15 protein-coding genes and 1 pseudogene are annotated in these 20,597 nt (G+C 58.6%); 9 read left to right on the top strand and 7 right to left on the bottom strand.

The window, feature by feature from the left end; all coding sequences use genetic code 11:
• Nucleotides 1-35: 35 nt before the first annotated feature.
• The gene (ribB, locus tag G5S35_RS31060) at nucleotides 36-647 is read left to right on the top strand and encodes a 3,4-dihydroxy-2-butanone-4-phosphate synthase (protein WP_183040370.1); all 612 of its coding nucleotides are present in this window, start codon (nucleotides 36-38) and stop codon (nucleotides 645-647) included.
• On the opposite strand, the gene G5S35_RS31055 is transcribed toward ribB, so the two are convergent.
• Both G5S35_RS31055 and G5S35_RS31050 read right to left on the bottom strand, forming a co-directional pair.
• Nucleotides 638-1,642 carry a GntR family transcriptional regulator gene (locus G5S35_RS31055; protein WP_183040369.1) on the bottom strand — a complete coding sequence of 335 codons (1,005 nt, stop codon included), beginning with the start codon at nucleotides 1,640-1,642 and terminating at the stop codon, nucleotides 638-640. The genes ribB and G5S35_RS31055 overlap by 10 nt on opposite strands.
• Nucleotides 1,643-1,833: 191 nt before the next feature.
• Entirely contained in the window at nucleotides 1,834-3,051 is a 1,218-nt protein-coding gene (locus G5S35_RS31050; protein ID WP_183040368.1) for an alpha-hydroxy acid oxidase, read from the bottom strand.
• Between the two features lie 256 nt (nucleotides 3,052-3,307).
• Between G5S35_RS31050 and G5S35_RS31045 the strand changes: the two genes are divergently transcribed.
• Both G5S35_RS31045 and G5S35_RS31040 read left to right on the top strand, forming a co-directional pair.
• Nucleotides 3,308-4,249, top strand: coding sequence for a helix-turn-helix domain-containing protein (locus tag G5S35_RS31045; RefSeq protein WP_183040367.1), 942 nt, complete (start codon nucleotides 3,308-3,310; stop codon nucleotides 4,247-4,249).
• A gap of 453 nt (nucleotides 4,250-4,702) precedes the next feature.
• Nucleotides 4,703-5,653, top strand: coding sequence for a SphA family protein (locus tag G5S35_RS31040; RefSeq protein WP_183040366.1), 951 nt, complete (start codon nucleotides 4,703-4,705; stop codon nucleotides 5,651-5,653).
• A 580-nt stretch (nucleotides 5,654-6,233) separates the two neighbouring features.
• On the opposite strand, the gene G5S35_RS31035 is transcribed toward G5S35_RS31040, so the two are convergent.
• From G5S35_RS31035 to G5S35_RS31025, 3 genes are all read right to left on the bottom strand, one after another.
• Entirely contained in the window at nucleotides 6,234-6,599 is a 366-nt protein-coding gene (locus G5S35_RS31035) for a BON domain-containing protein (protein ID WP_183040365.1), read from the bottom strand.
• Between the two features lie 1,303 nt (nucleotides 6,600-7,902).
• A protein-coding gene (locus tag G5S35_RS31030; RefSeq protein ID WP_183040364.1) for an IS3 family transposase occupies nucleotides 7,903-9,113 on the bottom strand; the annotation gives its coding sequence in 2 pieces (ribosomal slippage) (nucleotides 7,903-8,798 and nucleotides 8,798-9,113; 1,212 coding nt in all).
• A 278-nt stretch (nucleotides 9,114-9,391) separates the two neighbouring features.
• Entirely contained in the window at nucleotides 9,392-10,420 is a 1,029-nt protein-coding gene (locus G5S35_RS31025; protein WP_110329834.1) for an IS110 family RNA-guided transposase, read from the bottom strand.
• Between the two features lie 441 nt (nucleotides 10,421-10,861).
• Here G5S35_RS31025 and G5S35_RS31020 point away from each other — a divergent pair, with 441 nt between their 5' ends.
• Both G5S35_RS31020 and G5S35_RS31015 read left to right on the top strand, forming a co-directional pair.
• Nucleotides 10,862-11,539 (top strand): response regulator transcription factor, encoded by a 678-nt coding sequence (locus G5S35_RS31020; RefSeq protein WP_183040363.1) that lies wholly within the window; start codon nucleotides 10,862-10,864, stop codon nucleotides 11,537-11,539.
• A gap of 4 nt (nucleotides 11,540-11,543) precedes the next feature.
• Nucleotides 11,544-12,911, top strand: a complete 1,368-nt coding sequence (locus G5S35_RS31015; protein ID WP_183040362.1) for a sensor histidine kinase — start codon at nucleotides 11,544-11,546, stop codon at nucleotides 12,909-12,911.
• A gap of 93 nt (nucleotides 12,912-13,004) precedes the next feature.
• Here the strand turns inward: G5S35_RS31015 and G5S35_RS31010 are convergent.
• Both G5S35_RS31010 and G5S35_RS31005 read right to left on the bottom strand, forming a co-directional pair.
• Nucleotides 13,005-13,825: pseudogene (locus G5S35_RS31010) on the bottom strand (IS5 family transposase).
• 276 nt (nucleotides 13,826-14,101) lie between these two features.
• Nucleotides 14,102-15,055, bottom strand: coding sequence for a LysR substrate-binding domain-containing protein (locus G5S35_RS31005; protein ID WP_183040361.1), 954 nt, complete (start codon nucleotides 15,053-15,055; stop codon nucleotides 14,102-14,104).
• 463 nt (nucleotides 15,056-15,518) lie between these two features.
• Here G5S35_RS31005 and ansP point away from each other — a divergent pair, with 463 nt between their 5' ends.
• From ansP to G5S35_RS30985, 4 genes are all read left to right on the top strand, one after another.
• Nucleotides 15,519-17,015 (top strand): L-asparagine permease, encoded by a 1,497-nt coding sequence (gene ansP / locus G5S35_RS31000; protein ID WP_183040360.1) that lies wholly within the window; start codon nucleotides 15,519-15,521, stop codon nucleotides 17,013-17,015.
• A 76-nt stretch (nucleotides 17,016-17,091) separates the two neighbouring features.
• The gene (locus G5S35_RS30995) at nucleotides 17,092-18,507 is read left to right on the top strand and encodes a circularly permuted type 2 ATP-grasp protein (RefSeq protein ID WP_183040359.1); all 1,416 of its coding nucleotides are present in this window, start codon (nucleotides 17,092-17,094) and stop codon (nucleotides 18,505-18,507) included.
• 130 nt (nucleotides 18,508-18,637) lie between these two features.
• A complete protein-coding gene (locus tag G5S35_RS30990) occupies nucleotides 18,638-19,579 on the top strand; it encodes an alpha-E domain-containing protein (protein WP_183040358.1) in 942 nt (313 codons plus the stop codon).
• An 8-nt stretch (nucleotides 19,580-19,587) separates the two neighbouring features.
• Complete coding sequence (locus tag G5S35_RS30985; RefSeq protein ID WP_183040357.1) at nucleotides 19,588-20,418, top strand: transglutaminase family protein; 831 nt, start codon at nucleotides 19,588-19,590, stop codon at nucleotides 20,416-20,418.
• Nucleotides 20,419-20,597 lie beyond the last annotated feature (179 nt).

The following is a 20,597-nucleotide window of genomic DNA, read 5'->3' as shown; positions in this document are numbered from 1 at the left end:
AGTACTTGCCAGCGAGGACAGAAGGAGGGACGGGTATGCGCAGCGAGATGGAAGATCTTGTCAACCGGTTCGGTCAGGGCAGCATGGTGATCTTGACGGATGATGAAGACAGGGAGGGGGAGGGCGATATGGTGATTGCCGGGGCGCATTGCTCTGAAGAAGCGATGACCTTTCTCATCCGTCATGGATGCGGCATCGTCTGCGCGCCGCTGAGCGCTGCAGTCGCTGAGCGGCTGCACCTGGCGCCGATGGTACAGGTGAATACGGCGCCGTTGTCCACCGCTTTCACGGTTAGCGTCGATTTGCGGGTGGGCTTGCGCACGGGCATATCGGCTGCCGAACGGGCGGCGACAGTGCGTCTGCTCGCTGATCCGAACTCAATCGCCTCGGATTTCGTACAGCCGGGTCACCTGTTCCCGCTTCGGGCGCACCCTGGCGGCGTGGCTGCGCGACCCGGACATACCGAGGGAGCGATCGAACTGTGCAGACGAGCGAAGCTTGCTGAAGTGGCCGCAATCTGCGAACTGTTCAATGATGACGGAACGGTGATGCGAGGTGCTGACATACGGCGATTTGCCGCGCGCCACAGCTTGCCGATTGCATCCATCGCGGCGCTTGAGGAAACCATGGTCGGTCATTACGCCTGAAGCGGTGAAAGGTAGGGAGGGACCGGCTCCAATTTCATGGTGCGAACCCGATTGAAGCGTTGCAGCCAGCGCATGTCCGCTTCCTGGAGATGGTCCTGCAGGGACTGTACAGCCAACGCAATGTTGTCGCTCAGCACGTAGCCGACGATTTGCCGATGCTCTTTGAGCGCATCATAAATCGAATGTTCGGGCGTTTTAAGGTACCGGTCGGTTACGTATCGCGTGGGAATGAACAGAATGTGTGTGCGGGCGAGCGCGATGCGGATTTCCTCGTTAGGGCAAAGCGACAGCAAGTCGATGTGAAGATCGGTTTCCGCCGCGTCCATATCGCCCTTGTCACATCGATGGCGCGCGATCTGCTCGCTGAGCCTCTCGTATGCAGCGGTGAGCCACTGGCGTGAGGCGAGCGGTGCAGCGTGCATCAATGCGGCGGGCTCCAGCAGACGCCGGATTTCGAAGAGGTGGTTGATGCGCTCGGTCGTTATCCTGGCCGCAACCCAGTGTCCCGATGGATCCTTCGATAACATGCCCACACCGTGCATTCGCGCGACGACACCGCGCGCGACCGTCCTGCTCACATTGAAATGCTCTGCGAGCCGCTCTTCGGTCAGGCGGACGGCGCCAAAGAGCACCCGCTTGCAAAGCTCGCGCTCGACGCAGGCATAAATTCGCTGCCACTGAGGCTCGGTCGTGAGGCTGACCGTATCGAGATGCGCGATCTTCGCTTCACCCGCTGTGCTGCCGGCCACCTGGTAGCCACGTCCTGCGGTTTCAGTGATGAATTTGTGTTCGCACAGCAGGGCGAGCGCAATACGCGCAGGTGAGCGGCTGATGCCGAAAGCCCTGGCAACGCGCGCCTCAAGCAGCTTCTCCCCCGGTGCAATTTTTCCTGCTTCGATCATCTCTCGCAGCAGGCGATACGTCCGATCCTGAATGGAGGTTCCGGAGTCGACTTCAGGGGAGGTAACGATATTGTCGAGTGGGGCGTTTCTCATTTTCGATGTCAATTCCGTCTCGACCCTGGCCTGTGCGGCCGATGCGCGTTGCGGCGATCCACGGTGCGACAGGCGGGCGTTATATCGCGGGAGCGCCGTGGAGCGCTCCGTTGCAGACTGTGTGGACGGTGGCGGGGCGGGCGCGATGCTGTGGTGGCATGCAACAGATGATACAGCCCCCAAACCGTGACCTAGCGAAGGCTGCCAGGCAGCGGCTCGCCGGCGACCGGATGCGCCTGGACGAGCGGCCGGCAGGCGCGACTTCCGCGGCCCCCCTCGATGAGCACATCGCGGTCAATCTTGGCGACATCGGTGATCCCGCACAGCGCCATGGTCATGTCCAGTTCGCTGCGTATGATTTCCAGCGCGCGTGTCACGCCGGCTTCGCCGGCAGCGCCGAGGCCATACAGGAACGCTCGTCCGATATAGACGCCGCGCGCACCGCACGCGAGGGCTTTGAGTACGTCCTGGCCGGAGCGGATGCCACTATCCATATGCAACTCGATGTCACCCTGGATCGCGTCTGCGATGCGCGGCAGTACGGAGATAGAGGACGGGGCACCGTCGAGTTGCCGTCCGCCGTGATTTGACACGATCAATGCGTCAGCACCGCACCTGGCGGCCATTCTCGCATCGTCAGCATCGAGGATGCCTTTGAGCACGAGTTTCCCTTTCCATCGCTTGCGTACCCATTCAACGTCCTTCCAGGTCAGCGTCGGATCGAATTGCCTGGCTGCCCATTCAGCCATGGATGCGATGCCCGTGACGCCCGGTGCGTGGCCGACGATATTGCCGAACGAATGGCGGGATGTACGCAACATACCCGCGCACCATGAGGGATAGCGTGCCAGGTGCGCCAGATTGCGCAATGTCAGCTTCGGAGGCGTGGACAGCCCGTTTCGCAGATCGCGGTGCCGCTGTCCCTGGATCTGCAGATCCAGGGTAAATACCAGAACCGGACAGCCGGCATGCTCGGCGCGCTGGATCAGATTCTCGATAAACCCCCGGTCTTTCATCATGTAGAGCTGAAACCAGAACGGTGCGCGAGCGTGCTCGGCGACATCCTCGATAGAGCAGACACTGACCGTGGAGAGCGTAAATGGGACCCCGAATCGCTTCGCAGCCCTGGCGGCCAGAATCTCTCCGTCAGCGTGCTGCATGCCGGCAATACCCGTGGGTGCCAGCGCAACGGGCATGGACGCGGGGATGCCGGCCAGCGTCGTTTCCAGTCTCCGATGGCTGAAATCGACCGCCACCTTCTGCCTGAAATGCAGTTTTGCGAAATCCTCGGAATTGGCACGATAGGTCGATTCGGTCCAGGAGCCCGCGTCTACATATTCATAGAACATTTTCGGCACGCGATGCCTGGCGTGCTGGCGCAATTCTTCGATGCTGGAAAAGTGGGTCATGTTGGTGTTTGACGTGGTGTGCGTTCTTTTCCTCGCCCGTCATTGATGCCAGCAGGCCCGGAATAGTCTTTAATGAACAGTGTATCCAATGTTCAAAAATAGTCTATAGAGAGAAAACCGAGATTGTCAAGGCACAGGTCGGGGGTAGCGTCACGTAAACCGGGTCGTTTCGACAGAGACCGGGATCAGGAGCCGAACCGGGTCGGCCGCTGCGGCACGGGCAGCGGGCGGATGCGGATGTTGGGACGGAGACGAGATGGACACGCTGGAAGATCATGGCGCCCGGTTGCAATGCGGTGCAGACGCGATTGAGGATTCCCTTCGCGCGAACCTTGTGAGTTGGCGGGTGCACTCGGCCCCCGCTGGCAGAGCACTGACCGCAGACATACGGCCGGGACGACTGGACGGCGGTGTCCGGCTCATTGAGCTTTCGGGTGACCCGTTTGTGGGCGAGCGTGGGCAAGTCGATATATCGTGCGACGGTGAGGACTATGTCGGTGTTCTGCTACAGCGCACCGGTACCACGGTTTGTGATACCGGTGACCAGAAGACATTGATTCAGCCTGGTGAGGTTTGTGTATGGTTGAGTGGGCGACCTGCGCGTTTTGAGATGCCCGCCCGCTTCCATAAGCTCTGCATGATCATTCCGGTCTCTCGCTTCGAGAGCGTGCTGCACCACGCGACTTCTTACGAGGGGCTGCATCTACCCAGCGGTCATCACTTCGCCACGCTCTTGAGCGCGTACCTGACAGCGCTGGCGCGGGAGGTTGTCGACCAGCCGGGCCGCGGTGCGTCGGATATCGTGGACGTGACGCTGGAGTTGCTGGGGGCTGCGTTTCGTGCCTATCGTTCGCCGTCGGGTCAGTCACCGCGCAGTCGCCTCACTGACCGGATCTTGCGGTACATTGAAGCACGCCTCGAGGATACGGGCCTGACGCCTCAGGCGATCGCTGAGGAAAACGGGATCTCACTGCGCTACCTCTATCTCCTGTTCAATGAGCGTGGCATGACCGTCGCCGGGTGGATTCGTCATCGGCGCCTCGAGCGCTGCCGTGCCGAGCTGGCCGATGGACGTCGCGCGCGGACGGTGGCCGAGATTGCCTACCATTGGGGGTTTAGCGATTCGGCGCATTTCAGCCGTCTATTCAAATCTGCTTTTGGTATTTCGCCGAGTGTATATAAGTCAACCCGGGGATGAGCGCGCACGTCTGTGCGGTTTGCCTCGGTGCTGCTGAAGTCTGCCTTCAGACTGCGCGTACCCGCGAGCTAACAGGAAGCGTGCATTTCAGCGTCCGTGGCGATCCGTTTGGCGGCTTGGGTCTGGCGGTGGTCCGCCGGCAGCGGGGCATCAGCATCTTCTATCGCTTGGGCCAGACAACCCGGTAAGCGCCGGTGCGTGGTTCCGTGCTGTCGCCGATAGACGGTACTCCACACATGCCGTATCGCGGCAGAGATACTCCTTCACCCCCAATTCGACTACCCGGGGCCGATGAGCGGTCCGCGTGGTTGCACGCCCGGGCAAGAGACACTGCTGGCATCTTCATGACCGGTCAGCTGGCAGAGGCGATCCTGTTAAAGCGCTGTTCATGTGCACATTCCGGAATTTGATTCGGAGTGCAAATGGAAGTGGACACGCTTTCCAGAGAACAAGATGAACGGAGACGACAGGATGGGACGATGCGCTCGCTTTATACGCGTGTGGATTTTCTTGGGCATGGCATGTGCGGCCTTGACAGTGCGGCAAAGTTGTGCTGCGGAGCTATGGGCTAATACCTTGCCTGCGATCAATGCAGGGCTTGTTGCGGGTGCACTGCCGCCCACAGGATTGTATGGAATCTATGATAGCTATTGGGCGTCGTTCAGGGTCTATGACAATTCTTCGAGGTCGACTGCAGAAAGTGTCGACGCGCTGATCCAGGTGCCGATGCTTTTATGGGTACCAGGCAACAAGGTCCTGGGTGGAAGCTACGCAGCGGCGGCAGCTTTTCCGTTCGACTATACCAATGTCAAGGTTTCCGGCGCGGCCGCGTTATCGGATAACGGGCACTGGGGGACGTTCAATACGGCTATAGCCCCCGTCATGATTTCCTGGCAACTGCCGCACGATCTGCACCTGCGTACCGATCTGATTGTATCTGTCGACGATGCGTCGTCTGCGCCTGGCCGTCCGCCGTCTGGTGGAGGCGCGCCGTCAGGCAATGGATTCTGGAGTCTTGAGCCCGACATCGGTATCAGCTGGCTTCATGATGGCTGGAACATCAGTGCAGGCCTTCAGTACGCGTACAACTTCAGGAATGGCAAGACCCAATACACCTCCGGTCAGCAGTTGTCGGGTACGTATACCGTGACGAAGACGATCGGGAAATGGACGTTCGGGGCGGCCGCGTATTCGATTAACCAGATCACCAGCGATTCCGGACCCGGCGCGTATGAGGCGGGATGCATGTCGAGAGGCGGATGCCGTATCGAGGCTTATGGAGCCGGGCCACTCGTGGCGTACCAGTTTGGTGGCGTCAACGTGCTGCTCAACTATACGGCGAGCATGCATACGCGTAACTATCTGGGGGGAACATCGTCAACGTCCGGTTTATTTTCCCGCTGATCTAGATGGCGGAGTGGCAGATCCGCGCCGACATGAACTGTTCATGTGCCGGCGCGGTGTGACAATCGCTCCCTCGAACGTCCAGGTCAAGCATACGAAGAAGCATCGGTGAGCGCGAGGTAAGGCATTCGGGAAGTGTATGGATATTGCGAACGTCGACTCGCCGCCCGCGGTGGCTCCTCGCCTCCGGGTGCGAAAGGCGAGGCCGGATTTACCGCAGCGCGGATCATTCGGCACCCAATCACATGTTGGCGGCGTGATGCCCCGGTCGCAGCTAAAGCGGTCACGTGGCCGTTGACGAAAGACGGGGACTACTCCAGTTCGACCGCCCGTCAGGCACGATCGTTTCCGCGCTTCGCTGTCGACCATATCGGCGTGGAGAACAGCTCATCACTCGATTGAACGCTGTGCTAAAGGACTTCTCGGACTCGCAGCCAAGGGCGAGACCGATCTCGGAAACTAAATCGCGGGAATGGGTTAATCTTGATCCGTTCAATCCGCTCTCCACGGAGTGTGGCAGCAGTTTCAGTGCGTCTCCCGGAAGCAGGTATTCGGTCGTCACCCACGAGTGCCAGTCCGGTTAACGCCCGGCAACGCGAATATGCAGCGCGTTGTTTAGAGAGACAACCCCCGGGACGGCTCTCGCCACGTCGCTGGCGCGCTGGATCTGGCCTTCATCGGGTACCGATCCAACAAGATCAACCCTGCCATTCCGCGCGAGCACATTGACGTTGTATATCTGCAAACCATCGGTGTGTACGAGAGCATTTCGTACCGACTTCTCCAGCTTGCGGTTTGCCTGACGTTGCGCTTTGCGCTGTGCCTTTGTAGGAGGAGCGGCCTGTGATGCGGATGCTATTGCGGGGCTTGTTTCTACGCCACGTTCTTGTGCATACGCATAACTTCCGGAAGCAAACAAGGCTGCAATCGCTACTGCATTCAACAAGCTGCTTGATCTCATTTTCCCTGTTCCCCAATATAAGCAAGGTGAAGCGACCGCCGAGCATGACGAACTTAAGCTCGTGCGCCCGGATTCAATTGCCGCCGGCGGGCGTATCGCACCGCGCCGAAAAGCATCATCACCGGGCCAATTTTCTGGATCAACACGTTGTATTGGAATGCTGTTTTGCAGGATCGCAATACTGGAGATGGATATCAGTCTCCCATTTCAGAATTCGCGAAGTTGCATCGAAAACAGTTGCTTTGATTAGAGAATTCGTGCGGTCACTCATGGCTAACGCGGATGACGTGAGTCCGGTGTATCACGGCGAGAATTCTACGTCTTCGGCTCGGTTCGGCAGGTTGATTGTCAAGGGTGGATTACTGTCCGCAATGATGACGGGCATGGTCGCTGTGTTCCTGGCAGGGAGATTATTCTTTCTTTCATAGAGATATGACGCTTACCGAATTCATCGCCGTCGTGTCAGTTCCGCCTGGTCGGCTGGCTCGCGGCGCCAGCGTTTTCACCGGAATTGGGCTAGCCATCAACGAATAGCGACTGAAGACGATCAATGGGTTGCAGACGAAAGATTATGGCCAGCGCAAGATGCAATTCGCTGCCGACACGTGGGTAAGTATCTTTGGGTGTTTCTTTGGTGTACGTTATCTTGCACCACATCAAATGCTGTCGATGACCTTGCTCCTGTTTCACGCATCCCATAGCTGAAGCCATCAGACCGCTAGCCCTCGCTGCGCGATGGCCCAACTCGAAGTGCGGCCCGTGCACTCATGCGGCCTTCAGCGAACTGGTCTCCGTTGACAAATGCTTTGTCGCTGATCTGTCCTGCAAGCCCAGCAAAATGACTGGTCAGGACCTGTCTGGCCGTGTCCTGTCCGGTTCAGGGGGGAGTGGCCTGAAGCTGCCGTGTAGTTCGGTCGTCGAGAACGACGCTGCTTCGATCGCATGCCAGCGTATTGGATCGTCTTTCGGTAAGAGCTCGCCGCTTCGTTCGGCGATATAGAAGAGATTGCCCAGCGCTTCTGTCAGCACGGTTCCATCGTCGAGTTCGAGATCTGGGACAAAGCCGTGCGGATTGAGACTGACGCAATCGCGGCCGAACCACCGCCGGGATGGGTGCCCTCATGTACTTACACATTGTTTTCCCGATATGCGGCGCGCTTCTGGGCGTCTACTATTTGCCTTTTGCTGCTGGACTAATTGCTGCCATACGTAACGATACATGGAGATCGGCAAGCTGAGACCAGACATGTGGATCAGTGGAGTTGACCCTGTAATCCCGGACACAGCCTCACACTAAGGTTGCTGAATCCATCGAGCGCCGAAACTCGCGGGGCGAGCGGTATTTCAGCGCGCTATGGGGATGCTTCTCGTTGTAATGCTCGAACGCGATGGCCAGGTTGCGTGCAGCAGTCTCTGCATCCGGCTTCGGCATGAAGGCGACGTAGTCGCGCTTCATGGTCTTTACGAAGCTCTCGGCCATCCCGTTACTTTGCGGGCTGCACACCGGCGTGGTCAATGGCTTCAGGCCTATGCCCACAGCAAACCTCCGCGTGTCGTCGGCCGTGTAGCCCGAGCCGTTGTCGCTCAACCACTCGATTTCGGATGGCGTATGCAGCGCATTGCCGAAGCGATTTTCCACCGCAGCCAGCATCACGTCGCGCACGATGTCGCCGCTATGGCCCGCCGTCGTGGCCGCCCAGCTCATCGCTTCACGGTCGCAGCAGTCCAGCGCGAACGTCACGCGCAGCGGTTCGCCGTTGTCGCAGCGAAACTCGAAACCGTCCGAGCACCAACGCTGATTGCTGCGCGCTACAGCCACCTTGCCGTCGTGGCGGCGTTGCGGCCGGGGTGGAATCGGTCGGCGCTCCATCAGCAGCCCGTGCGTGCGCATGACGCGATAGACGCGCTTGGCATTGAACGGAACCAGCCCAGCCGCAACGCGTTCATTGCGCAACGTGCCCCAAACCCGTCGATAGCCATAGCTGGGCAAATCGCCGATGACCCGGCGGATTTCCTCGACCGCGGCCGCATCGTCGGTCTGCTTCGATTGACGGCCATCGCGCCATGTCGCCGGACGCGACCGTCGTGCCGATACGTTCGAGCGCGACACGCCGAGAACTTCACAAACCAGCTTCACTGGTCGTCCTCCGGCAGCAAGGGCGAGTGCGCTATCCATTTTTTTGCACGGCCATACTCGACTGCTTCGCGGAGAATCTCGTTCTCCATGGTCTTCTTGCCGAGCATCCGTTGCAGCTCACGAATCTGCTTGAGCGCATCGGCCAGTTCCGACGCCGGAACCACTTCCTCGCCAGCCTTGACCGCTGACAGGCTCCCGTCCTGGTACAGCTTGCGCCAGTGGAACAACTGGTTCGGATTCACGCCGTGCTGGCGCGCAACCATCGAAACCGACTTCCCCGGTTCGAGGCTCTCCCGCACCATCGCGAGCTTCTGCTCCGCCGTCCAGCGCCGCCGACGCTCCGGGCCCGTCAACACTTCCATCACTTCCTGCCTGGTGTTAGTCAAAATCTATGGTCGCCCCCATTTTTGCAATGCTGGGTTAACGATGTTACGGGCTTGCTCAAATCTATTCGGCGTCTTCGTTGAGGTTTTTTCCTCAGCGCCACGATGAGAGTCGCGCCTGACGATCCTAAAAAAACACATCGGCTTTTGGAGCCTTCGTGACTATCGGGTTGTTCGTTCAGGCCGGTATGCCGTTCACGTCATCAATTTCCAGCGATCGCAAAACCAGATGGTTGGTAAAACGCTATTGAGTTTGTTCAACCCTTCTTTAATTGGTATCCAGCCATTTCGAAAACCGTGTGTCGTGCAGCTATCGCCCATGCGATCCTCGCCAGTTTGTTGGCCAGCGCACAGGCCACAACACTCGAGTGTCGTCGAGCGAGTAGCGTGCGTACCCAATCAGCCAGAGGGCCAGTCCTCCTTGCGACGTCGCGCATATAAGAACGGGCACACTGTACGAGCAAGCGCCTGATGTTCTTGTCCCCTCGCTTGCTAATGCCGAGCAGATTCGCCTTTCCACCTGTACTGTGCTGACGCGGAACAAGGCCAATTGATGCAGCGAAGTCTCGACTGCTCCGGTACTGTTTCCCGTCTCCGACCTCGCTTGATAGCACGCTTGCAGTGATTGGGCCGACACCGGGTATGGTCAAAAGCCGCTGCCCGAGATCATCTTCACCCAACTGACGAGCCAGATCCTTGTCGAGTTCCGCAATCTGTTCGTCGAGATACTTGTAGTGGGCGTGAAGCCGTTCAAGCAGCAACACGAGGCGGGGAGGAAGTGAGTATTGCGCGATGATTGCTGGCAGTCGCTTCAGCACAGTGCAGCCTACCGGCAGGCTGATACCGAATTCCAAGAGAATTCCGTGAACCTGGTTTCCAGTGCATACGCGCTCACGCACGAATGATTCTCGAACTCGATGGAGTGCCGAAAGTGTCTGCTGCGGTTCGGTTCGAGGTGTAACGAATCGCATGGACGGGCGCGAGGCAGCTTCGCAGATCGCCTCGGCATCGGCGAAATCGTTTTTATTGCTTTTGACGAATGGCCGAACGAGGTGTGGCGCAATCAGCCTGACTTGATGGCCGAAACCAGCCAATGTGCGAGCCATGAAATGCGCGCCGGCGCACGCCTCCATAGCAATCGTGCACGCAGGAAAGTTTACGAACAGCTCAACGAGCTGTCGGCGTGTTACCTTCCGGCGAAAGATCTCTTTGCCCTTTCGGTCTTGGGCATGCAGGTGGAACGAATGCTTACCAAGATCGATTCCGACAAGCGTTACTTCTTCCATGATGGTTCCCCTTGGTGATTGCCTCCATAGCGTACTCTTGCCGCGGAGGCGGGGGCGACCATCCCATTAACACAGTCTTATGCCTACCCGTTAGTTTAAGCGGGAGACTGTGTCCGGCGATTCAGGGGGCCGCTCCAATCAGTAAGGTTGGGTAGTTAGGGCATGGGTGTCACTGAAGAGGGTGCCGTGAAGCCGCTGAGCGGCAATATGACCAGGCCCATTAAAAGGAACACGACGATGCCGGGCGCAGGACCGGCGAGCGACGCCGAGCGGTTCAGCCCAGGCAGACGCCACACGATCAGCCTTCTTGAATGCAGGCGCGGCTGCTCCGACGGCGCGCGGTGGCAAAATGAAATTATCTTCATATAACCCGCGCAATGGTCTGCGATACTGCCGTGGTGTGATTCCCTTATCCGGTGCACGGGACCGGCAAAGCCGACCATGGCAAAAATTCTCACAATCGAAGACGATCAGATTATCGGAAGAGACATCGTGTATATCCTTGGCGAAGCGGGGTTTGATGTCGAGTGGGTGATGAGTGGAAAGGACGGCGTTGCACGTGCGATGAGCGGTGAATTCAGTGTGATCACGCTGGACCGGATGCTACCGGGCGTTGACGGACTGACGATAGTGAAGACCTTGCGCGGTGTTGGCGTTAAAACACCCGTGCTTATGATCAGCGCGCTATCGGATGTCGATGAGCAGGTTCGCGGTCTGGTTGCAGGTGGCGATGATTACATTGGCAAGCCGTTTTCGCCCATCGAGATGTGCGCACGCGTCGAAGCATTGTTACGTCGGCGCGGAGGCCCGCCGGAGCCCGAGCCTGCAGTGTTACGGGTAGACGATCTGGAGATCGATCTGATCGCGCGTACGTCGCGCCGGGGCGAACACGTTGTCTCATTGCCCCCGGTTGAATTCAGGTTACTGCTGTATCTGGCGCGCAATGCCCGACAGATTCACACTCGGACGATGATCTTTGAGGCCGTCTGGAACCTTCATTTTGATCCCGGTACCAATCTGATCGAAGTCTATGTAGCCATGCTACGGAAGAAGATCGATCTCCCTGGCATGGTTCCGCTGTTGAAGACCGTGCGCGGGTCAGGGTACATGCTGGGGTGATGCGATGAAGATGAGCGTCTGGCGGAGCACGATTTTTCGCTTGCTGGCGATGTATGCGCTGGTGTTCGCAGCGTCCGTCGTCGGACTCGTGGGTTTCAACTACTGGAATTCCGCACGTTATACCGCCCAGCAGGCGGATTTTAACATCAATTGGCAATTCGAGTACTTCTCGGCTTTGCCGCGCAACGTTTTGATCGATGAGGTCAATGCGCATCTGCGTGCGGAGATGCATCGGCCTATCAACTACTACGGGGTGTTCTCTCCTGATGGAAAGCATATTGCCGGTGATATTGCGGACTTACCAGCCGATGTCAAGCCGGGCGGAGCGGGAGAATGGTTCCGTCCGGATCTCTCCATGGACGTTAGGCAGCATCCGACCTTCATGTGGACGCGGGCAATGGTACTACCCGATGGCGACACCTTTGTCGTGGCTCGCAATGTTGATGAGATGACCCAGTTGCGCAACTACGTGCTGGCTGGCCTCGCATGGAGCGGCGTCGTCGCGTTGCTCGGTGGGCTGGGTCTTGCGCTGCTGTTTTCCGCAGCGCAATTGCGCCGTCTCAACGAAATTCGCCAGCTGTCGTACCAGATCGCGCAGGGCGACTTGAAGACACGCTTGCCTCAGCGGGGGCACGATGAACTTGCATGGCTCTCGCAAATTATCAATCACATGCTCGACGAGATAGCGCGTCTGATGGGCGAGGTAAAGAGTGCTTGCGATGGCATTGCACACGATCTGCGTACGCCGATGATTCACATTCGTTCGTTGCTTGCTCGTATTGGCTTGGAGCGACTGCGGCAGGAAGATTCGCAAAGCCTGCAGCAAGCGAAAATTGCGACCGACGATGTGCTTAGGCGATTTGCCGCGATTCTGCGGATTTCCGAGATCGAGAATCTGCATCGGCGTGGTGCATTCAGCGACACGGCAATGCATGTTCTGTGCCGCGAGGTGGGTGAGCTCTATGCGCCTGTTGCAGCGGACAAAGGCGTTAATCTGCAGCTCGACATGCAGGATACACAACCTGTCTGGGCGGACTCAGCCCTGATGTTCGAAGCGCTTGCCAATATCGTCGATAACGCAATCAAGTTCGCGCAGGTGAACGGCAGCGTCGTGATTGCTGTAGTAGAGGGCAAACATGGGCCGCGAATCACCATTAGTGACGATGGCCCTGGCATTCCTGCTAGCGAACGCTCTGCTGTCCTCCAGCGCTTTTATCGTAGTGAAAGCACCCGCACAACGCCCGGTTCGGGACTCGGACTGTCCATCGTCCAGGCGGTCGCGCACCTGCACGAATTCCGGCTGACACTCTCGGATGCAAATCCGGGTACGTGCGTCACGCTCGACTGCTGCCCCGGACACACCGTTATGTGACAGGCATGTGGATGCGATCCCGTTTGTAGCACGCTGGCGCGGTGTAATGCGGTGTCGCGTCATGGGTGTCTGCACGGCGAAAGCGGAGCGCGGCTAAGAAACGGTTTCGAAAAGGCTTGGTAGGATCCAGTAGAGAAGTTTGTAAAATGACGTTCGGAGTTTTCTCCAGCATTTGATGCCGCACGCGATTTTGAGGAAGGTCAACGTGGATGAAAGCGAGGCGCTCAAAACGAATGCGCAGTTGGCGAAAGTTGTGCGGCCATGAGATGGTCCGCTCCACGACGCAGCGTGTTTTGCCTGGCCCGCTGCCATGAGGCTGTCCGCGCCGAGCGATCTCCGTTGTAATGCCTGCTCCATTTAGTGGACGTCGATATTTGTCGTGGTCGTAGCCCCTGTTGCTCCGAACGACCCGAGGCTTCAATAGTGGTCTGCCACGCTTAGCGCTGATCGGTGGGATAGCCTCGTCCAGTGCATGGAGTTGAGTAACCGCATTGCGGTTGGCGCCGGTGAGTATCACCGCGGGCGGGACGCACTGCGTCTCGATGATGAGAAGGTGCTTTGAACCAGGGCGCGCGCGGTCTGGGGGGAGGGCTATTTTTGACCTAAGCCTGGAGCGCGAATTGAGGGGTAATCGCCAATGACCCGAGACCAGTCGATTTGGTCGGCGGCGCGTAACCGCGTAAGGAGTATCTCGTGCAACTGCTAGCAGACGCCGGCTTCTTGCCAGTCACGCAAGCGGCGCCAACAACTCATGCCGCTACCGCAGCCCATCTCGCGAGGAAGCAGGTCCCAACGCAGACCCGTCTGCAAGATGAAAAGGATGCCCGCGAGCACTGCACGATTGTCGAGCGGCTTGCGCACTGGGTTACAGTGGCGCCGTTACAGTGGCGCCGTAGTTTCGGAGGGGGCAGCAACGGTTCGACGAGTGCTCACAGGTTGTCGTCGAGTATCGGTTTCGCCATGGCCTTGGCGTCGTCGAAACAACGAAAAGGTTAGCAGGATTCATCAAGGGCTAACAGGCCATTTTTTCATTTTTGTTGAGGCCACCTATGGCGAATTGGTTAAGGTCGCCTTGTAGAGACGCTTCCCAGGTCGGTTTCAGAAATCCGCAATGGTTTGGCGCATGTCGCCTGGGGGAGTGATCGACGTTTAACTCCGCCATCGGCGTTACGATCGGTGACCTTCGCGACTCACGCCGCAGTCAGGATGTTCGGTGGCTGATCGGTCCGCGGCTCGATCACCTGGTTGCTGATGAAAGCCCAAAGTCGTTCGGCCGCCTGGCCCCGCTCCTTGAGTGGACGGTACAGACGTATCTCCAACTCAGTCGCCCAAACGTCTGACCCTGCACGAGCCAGATTTCCTTCGCTTAACTCTTTGGTAATGCAGCTTTCCGGAAGCCAGCCGATCCCGTGGCCAGCCAGGACCATGCCTTTTAACGCCTCTGACATGTGGGTTTCGAAGCAGCGGAACAGGGCGTACGGTTCCGTCGCGTTCATCAATAGCATTTCGACAACGTTGCCGAGGAATGCGCCGGATGAGTAGGCGAGCAGGGGCAGCGGTCTGCTGCTCTTGCCAGGAAGTTCGAAGAGGGGTTTGCCATCATTGCCTACTGCCGAGACGGGAACGATGCGCTCAACACCGAGCGTCAGGAATGGGAAGTGATTAGGATCGAGAGCGATCGGCAATTGAGGGTGGTGATAGCCGATCAGGAGGTCGCAGTCACCTGCCACGAGATGTTGCACACCCTCCGGCACGTTGACCGCCTGAACCCGGGTCATGATGTGACCGAATTCATTGCCCAGGCGCTTGAGCCAGGCCGGAAAAAGCGTGAAGACGAGTGTATGGGCGACGGCGAAATGAACCACATGATCGTTTTCGGCGAACTGTTCATACCCGCCCACCAGGTTGCGCGCCGCAGTCATGCTGCGCAGGATGTCCGCCGCGAGACTACGAAACATCCGGCCGGCTGGCGTGAGGGTGATCGGATTGACGCTGCGGTCGACCAGCTTGGCGCCCATCCACGTTTCGAGCGCCACAATTCGTCTACTGAACGCTGACTGGGTGAGATGCCGGCTGCGCGCCGACCGGGAAAAACTCTTCGTATCCGAGAGGCTAAGAAAGTCTTCCAACCACTTTGCTTCCATATCTATCACTTGTATTGGGTAAATCGACAACCGCATCCATGCGACGCAGCAACACTAGCCTACCGTTACTCACTGCAAGAATACCGATGTTTTTTTTCGATAGGTGTTAGTCGAAATATGCATGAGCGTTGCCGCCATAAATTTGACTACATACCTTTCTTCTGTCTGGTCATGCAAAACGAAGCGGTAGCCTAATTAAACCCCCTTTTGGTATCTAAGTGGTCATAGGCTGGTGATTGCGCGGATGCGTATTCGCAGAAAAAGATCCCCGAATCACTAGCGATTCTGCGGCGGTTGAACTGTCCTGAGAAAAGCATCATTTTGGTGCGAGAAAACGAGCGACCGTTCCATGCAGCCCCTTGAAGATTTGTAGCTCAATCGATGCGTCATCGCGCATACATCCTTCCGTAAATGCCCCGGGATTGAGAAGTCAAGTGCCCGCATTAAAAGGATTGAACTGTTTATGTCCATACTGCGTAACCCAAATTCCACAGCATCCACCGGTGACGTGGATAAGAAAAGCTGGCTGGAATCGCACGAAGCGGGATATCATAAAACGTTGGGTAATCGTCAAGTTCAGATGATTGCCATTGGCGGGGCGATCGGCACTGGTCTCTTTCTCGGCGCGGGCGCGCGCCTGCAAATAGCGGGTCCTTCGCTTGTCGTCGTCTATCTGGTCTGTGGCGTCTTCTCGTTTCTGATCCTGCGCGCGCTGGGCGAGCTGGTGATGCATCGGCCAAGCAGCGGCAGCTTCGTATCGTACGCCCGAGAGTTTCTCGGTGAAAAAGCCTCGTATGTCGCCGGTTGGATGTACTTCCTGAACTGGGCGATGACCGGCATCGTCGACATTACGGCCGTCGCGCTGTACATGCATTACTGGGCGGCGTTCTCTTCCGTGCCGCAATGGATGTTCGCTCTGGTCGCGCTGTGCATCGTCGCGGCGATGAATCTGATCGGCGTGAAATGGTTTGCCGAAATGGAGTTCTGGTTCGCGCTCATCAAGGTTGCCGCGATTTCGCTGTTCCTCGTGATCGGCTCGATCATCCTGGGTACAGGAACGCATGTTGGGGGGCACACTACGGGGGTGCATCTGATCCGCGATAACGGTGGGCTGTTCCCGCATGGTCTGCTGCCTGCGCTGGTGCTCGTACAGGGCGTCGTGTTCGCATTCGCCGGAGTCGAGCTGATTGGCACCGCCGCAGGCGAATGCAAGGATGCGCGCAAGGTGCTTCCGCGCGCCATCAATAGCGTGATCTGGCGCATCGCCGTGTTCTATGTGGGTGCAGTGGTGTTGCTTGTCTGTCTGTTGCCGTGGAGTGCCTACAAGGCGGGGCAGAGCCCGTTTGTCACGTTTTTTGCTGCACTCGGCGTGCCGGGTGTTGGCTCGGTCATGAATGTCGTCGTGCTGTCGGCGGCGCTGTCGAGCCTGAACTCGGGGCTGTATTCGACCGGGCGGGTGTTACGTGCGCTGTCGATGGGCGGGTCTGCGCCGCATTTCCTTTCACGCATGAGTTCGCAGTCAGTCCCGTACGCCGGCATTCTGGTGACGGTGGCGATCTACATCGTGGGTGTCGTGCTGAACTATTTCGTGCCGTCGAGCGTGTTCGAAATCGTGCTTAACGTTGCGTCGCTCGGCATTCTCAGCACCTGGGGATTCATCGTGGTTTGCCAGATGAAGTTCCGTCGGGCGGTGGCCCGTGGTGAGGCTGAGCCGGTGGCCTTCAGAATGCCCGGCGCGCCAGTGACGTCCTGGCTGACGCTGGGGTTTCTGGTGGGGGTGCTAGTACTGATGGCATTCGACTATCCGAACGGCACGTGGACCGTTGCCTCGATTCCGGTCGTGGCCCTGATCCTCGTCGCCGGCTGGTACGGGGTGCGCCGCCGCGCGCATGCGCTAATGAAGCCGACGATCCCATCCGTCACCCTGACCCAGAGCGTGCTCAAGGACAATGAGGAGTAACGCGGCATGCCGCTCCTGCCTATTGCGTCGACAACAGCAATAACAACAGCAACAACGACAACGACGGAGAACTGAAGTGAAGCCATTCGATGAGATGCTGACGTCCGCTGACGGGGTCCGCGCGCCTTATGAACTGCTCAAGCAATGGCTCGATGCGCAGAATCCTGCAAATCTGGCGGAGAAAGCGGATGACGCGGAAAACGTCTTTCGTAAAACGGGCATTACGTTCGCGGTGTACGGTGAAGAAGAGGCCGCCGAGCGTCTGATTCCGTTCGACATCATCCCGCGCATCATTTCCAGTCAGGAATGGACTCGCCTGTCGCAAGGCATTGAACAGCGCGTGATAGCCCTCAACGCCTTTCTCGACGATATCTATCATCGTCAGGAGATCGTGCGCGCCGGGCGGATACCGAAGGAACTGATAGCCCAGAACGATGCCTTTCTGCCGGAGATGATCGGCTTCCGGCCGCCGGGGAATGTCTACACGCACATCATCGGTGTGGACATCGTGCGCACGGCCGAAAACGAGTTCTACGTGTTGGAAGATAATGCCCGCACGCCCTCCGGTGTCTCCTATATGCTGGAGAACCGCGAGACGATGATGCAGCTTTTCCCTGAGTTGTTTCAGCTGGTCAAGGTGCGGCCAGTCGAGGCCTATCCGCAACTGCTGCGAGAGTCGCTTGCCGCCGTGTGTCCACCTGGCGGCAAGCAGGAGAGCCCGACGATCGCGGTGCTGACGCCCGGAATCCACAACTCCGCGTATTACGAGCATGCGTTCCTCGCCGACCAGATGGGAGTTCATCTGGTCGAGGGGAGCGATCTCCAGATCGTGAGCGGGCGCGTGGCGATGCGCACAACCGAAGGGTTCCGCGCCATCGACGTGCTGTATCGCAGGCTCGATGACGCTTATCTCGATCCGCTGACTTTCCGGCCCGATTCCGTGCTCGGTGTCCCCGGCATTATGGACGTCTACCGCGCGGGCAACATCACGATCGCCAATGCACCAGGCACCGGCATTGCTGACGACAAAGCGATCTATTCCTATATGCCGGAAATCGTCGAGTTCTACACGGGCCGCAAGCCGATCCTGGAGAACGTGCCGACCTGGCGCTGTTCGGAGCCGGGCAGCCTGAAATACGTGCTGGACCATCTCGACGAACTGGTGGTGAAGGAAGTTCACGGGTCGGGCGGCTACGGCATGTTGGTCGGGCCAGCCGCGTCGAAGAAGGAGCGGGAAGATTTTGCCGCCAAGCTCAAATCCCGTCCGAACAACTACATCGCACAACCAACGCTGGCGCTGTCGACTACCCCGATTCTGACCGAAAAGGGTCTCGCACCGCGCCATGTGGATCTTCGGCCCTTTGTGCTGGTGTCTGACCGCATTCGCATCACGCCGGGCGGCTTGACACGCGTGGCGCTGAAGGAAGGTTCGTTGGTGGTGAATTCGAGCCAGGGTGGCGGCACCAAGGACACCTGGGTACTCGCGGACTGAGGGTCCGGACGAGGATCGCATATCGTTCGAAGACCTATCGAAGAGACTGGGCGCGCAAGAACCTGAAAGAACGCCAGCCTGATACAGGACTGGCACACGACAAAAAACAGCAATCGGAGTTGGACAGGACATGCTTCTTGGACGCACAGCAAGCGGGCTCTACTGGATGCACCGCTATATCGAACGCGCGGAAAACATCGCACGGATAGTCGACGCGGGGCTGCGTATGGCGCTGACCAGAACCTCCGATGCGCAGGCAACCTGGTCATCCGTGGTGGTGACATCCGGAGCAGAAGAGGGCTTCCGGGAGAAACACGACGCGTATACCGCCAACACCGTTTCCGACTATCTGCTGCGTGACGGGCACAATCCCTCGAGCGTCCTGTCGTGCATCGAAGCGGCGCGCTCGAATGCCCGCATGGTGCGCACCGCGCTCACCCGCGAAGCGTGGGAGAGCGTGAACGAAGCCTGGATGGTGGTCAAGCGGGCGCTGGCAATGCCTGTGGCGGCGAGTGAACTGCCGGTCGTACTCGATCAGATCAAGCGCCAGGCCGCGCTGATCCGCGGCACTTTCCACGGCACGATGCTCAGAAACGAGATTTTCGATTTCGCCCGCATCGGCACTTTCATCGAGCGCGCCGACAACACCGCGCGCATTCTCGACGTCAAATACCACCTGTTGCTGCCCGCGGTGTCGTACGTGGGCACGACGCTCGACAACTACCAGTGGGAATCGATCCTGCGCTCGGTCGATGCGCATCGATCTTACCGCTGGGTCTACGACGTCGAGTACAAACCGACCAATATCGCCGACTATCTGATCCTCAACGGCCGCATGCCGCGCTCGCTGAACTTTTGCTACCTGAACATCGTCGAGAACCTCGCGTATCTGGCGCAAGACTATGGCGTCGCCCATGCCTGCCACAAGAGCGCCGACACTACGCTCGCTACGCTCCGGGACAACTCGGTCAAGCAGATCTTTGCGCAAGGCCTGCACGAGTTTCTCCAGAGCTTCATCGGGCAGAACCACCGGCTTGGTTTTGAAATCGCCGAGACCTATAACTTCGATTGAGAGCAGCCATGCGTATCGCTATTCGTCACACGTCGCACTATCAGTACGAACAGCCGGTCCCGTACGCTTTGCAGCGCCTGAGACTGCGCCCGCAGTCTTGCCCCGGGCAGACGGTCATCGACTGGCAGGTCACCGTTGGCGGCGTCGAGCCGAGCGTCTCTTACGTGGACGGTATGGGTAACCTTGTCGATTTCGTACGGCAAGAGCGCAACACGCACGAGACAGTCATTGTGGCCGCGGGGACGGTCGACACGGAGGACCTCGCGGGGATCTTCGGCACGGTGGACGGCGTTGCTCCGCCCTGGATCTTCGAGCGGGAGACGCCGCTGACCTGGGCCGGCGAACACCTTCGTGCGCTCGCAGCCGAGCTGCGCGCCGAAGACGCTCAGCTTCAGTCGCTGCATACCTTGATGACTACGATCCACGACCGGATCGATTTTCAACCCGGCACGACCGAGGTGACCACGGATGCGGAGACGGCTCTACTTAATGGCAAGGGAGTCTGTCAGGACCACGCGCACGTCTTTATCGCCGTGGCGCGAGCGCGCCATGTGCCTGCCCGCTACGTCTCGGGCTATCTGCTAATGGATGGCGTCGCGAAGCAGACGGCGAGCCACGCATGGGCGGAGGCGTATCTCGACGGACTCGGTTGGGTCGGCTTCGATGCGGCCAACAACACGTGTCCGGACGAGCGTTATGTGCGCGTCGCTACCGGCTTCGACTATCGCGATGCGATGCCCGTATCTGGCATTCGCACCGGGCAGGGTGCTGAGACGCTGACTGTCGAGATCAGCGTTTTGCCGGCCCAAGGTCAAAGCCAGAGCCAGAGTCAAAGCTGACGGATCGATGACACATCTTATCGACGGTCGCGCTAATGAGGTATGCGTTAATGTTCTCAACCTCGCTTCGGTAGCGCAGTGAGCGACATAAATGGCTCGTCGGAGGACGTTACACACGCTTCCAGCGTGGACGTGGAGCCGGCGTCCGGCGAGGTGCGCGCCCGTCTTGAGCGTGCGAA

Origin of the sequence: Paraburkholderia tropica, from assembly GCF_014171495.1 — a bacterium.
In the GTDB taxonomy this organism is placed as follows: Bacteria; Pseudomonadota; Gammaproteobacteria; order Burkholderiales; family Burkholderiaceae; genus Paraburkholderia; species Paraburkholderia tropica.
This window is presented reverse-complemented; position numbering and strand designations above follow the sequence as displayed.

Coding starts and splice junctions, on each gene's coding strand:
- G5S35_RS31040 (WP_183040366.1), top strand. CDS start 4,703: ATGAACGGAGACGACAGGATGGGACGATGCGCTCGCTTTATACGCGTG.
- G5S35_RS31045 (WP_183040367.1), top strand. CDS start 3,308: ATGGACACGCTGGAAGATCATGGCGCCCGGTTGCAATGCGGTGCAGAC.
- G5S35_RS31050 (WP_183040368.1), bottom strand. CDS start 3,051: ATGACCCACTTTTCCAGCATCGAAGAATTGCGCCAGCACGCCAGGCAT.
- ansP (WP_183040360.1), top strand. CDS start 15,519: ATGTCCATACTGCGTAACCCAAATTCCACAGCATCCACCGGTGACGTG.
- G5S35_RS31005 (WP_183040361.1), bottom strand. CDS start 15,055: ATGGAAGCAAAGTGGTTGGAAGACTTTCTTAGCCTCTCGGATACGAAG.
- G5S35_RS30990 (WP_183040358.1), top strand. CDS start 18,638: ATGCTTCTTGGACGCACAGCAAGCGGGCTCTACTGGATGCACCGCTAT.
- G5S35_RS31015 (WP_183040362.1), top strand. CDS start 11,544: ATGAAGATGAGCGTCTGGCGGAGCACGATTTTTCGCTTGCTGGCGATG.
- ribB (WP_183040370.1), top strand. CDS start 36: ATGCGCAGCGAGATGGAAGATCTTGTCAACCGGTTCGGTCAGGGCAGC.
- G5S35_RS31020 (WP_183040363.1), top strand. CDS start 10,862: ATGGCAAAAATTCTCACAATCGAAGACGATCAGATTATCGGAAGAGAC.
- G5S35_RS31025 (WP_110329834.1), bottom strand. CDS start 10,420: ATGGAAGAAGTAACGCTTGTCGGAATCGATCTTGGTAAGCATTCGTTC.
- G5S35_RS31055 (WP_183040369.1), bottom strand. CDS start 1,642: ATGAGAAACGCCCCACTCGACAATATCGTTACCTCCCCTGAAGTCGAC.
- G5S35_RS30985 (WP_183040357.1), top strand. CDS start 19,588: ATGCGTATCGCTATTCGTCACACGTCGCACTATCAGTACGAACAGCCG.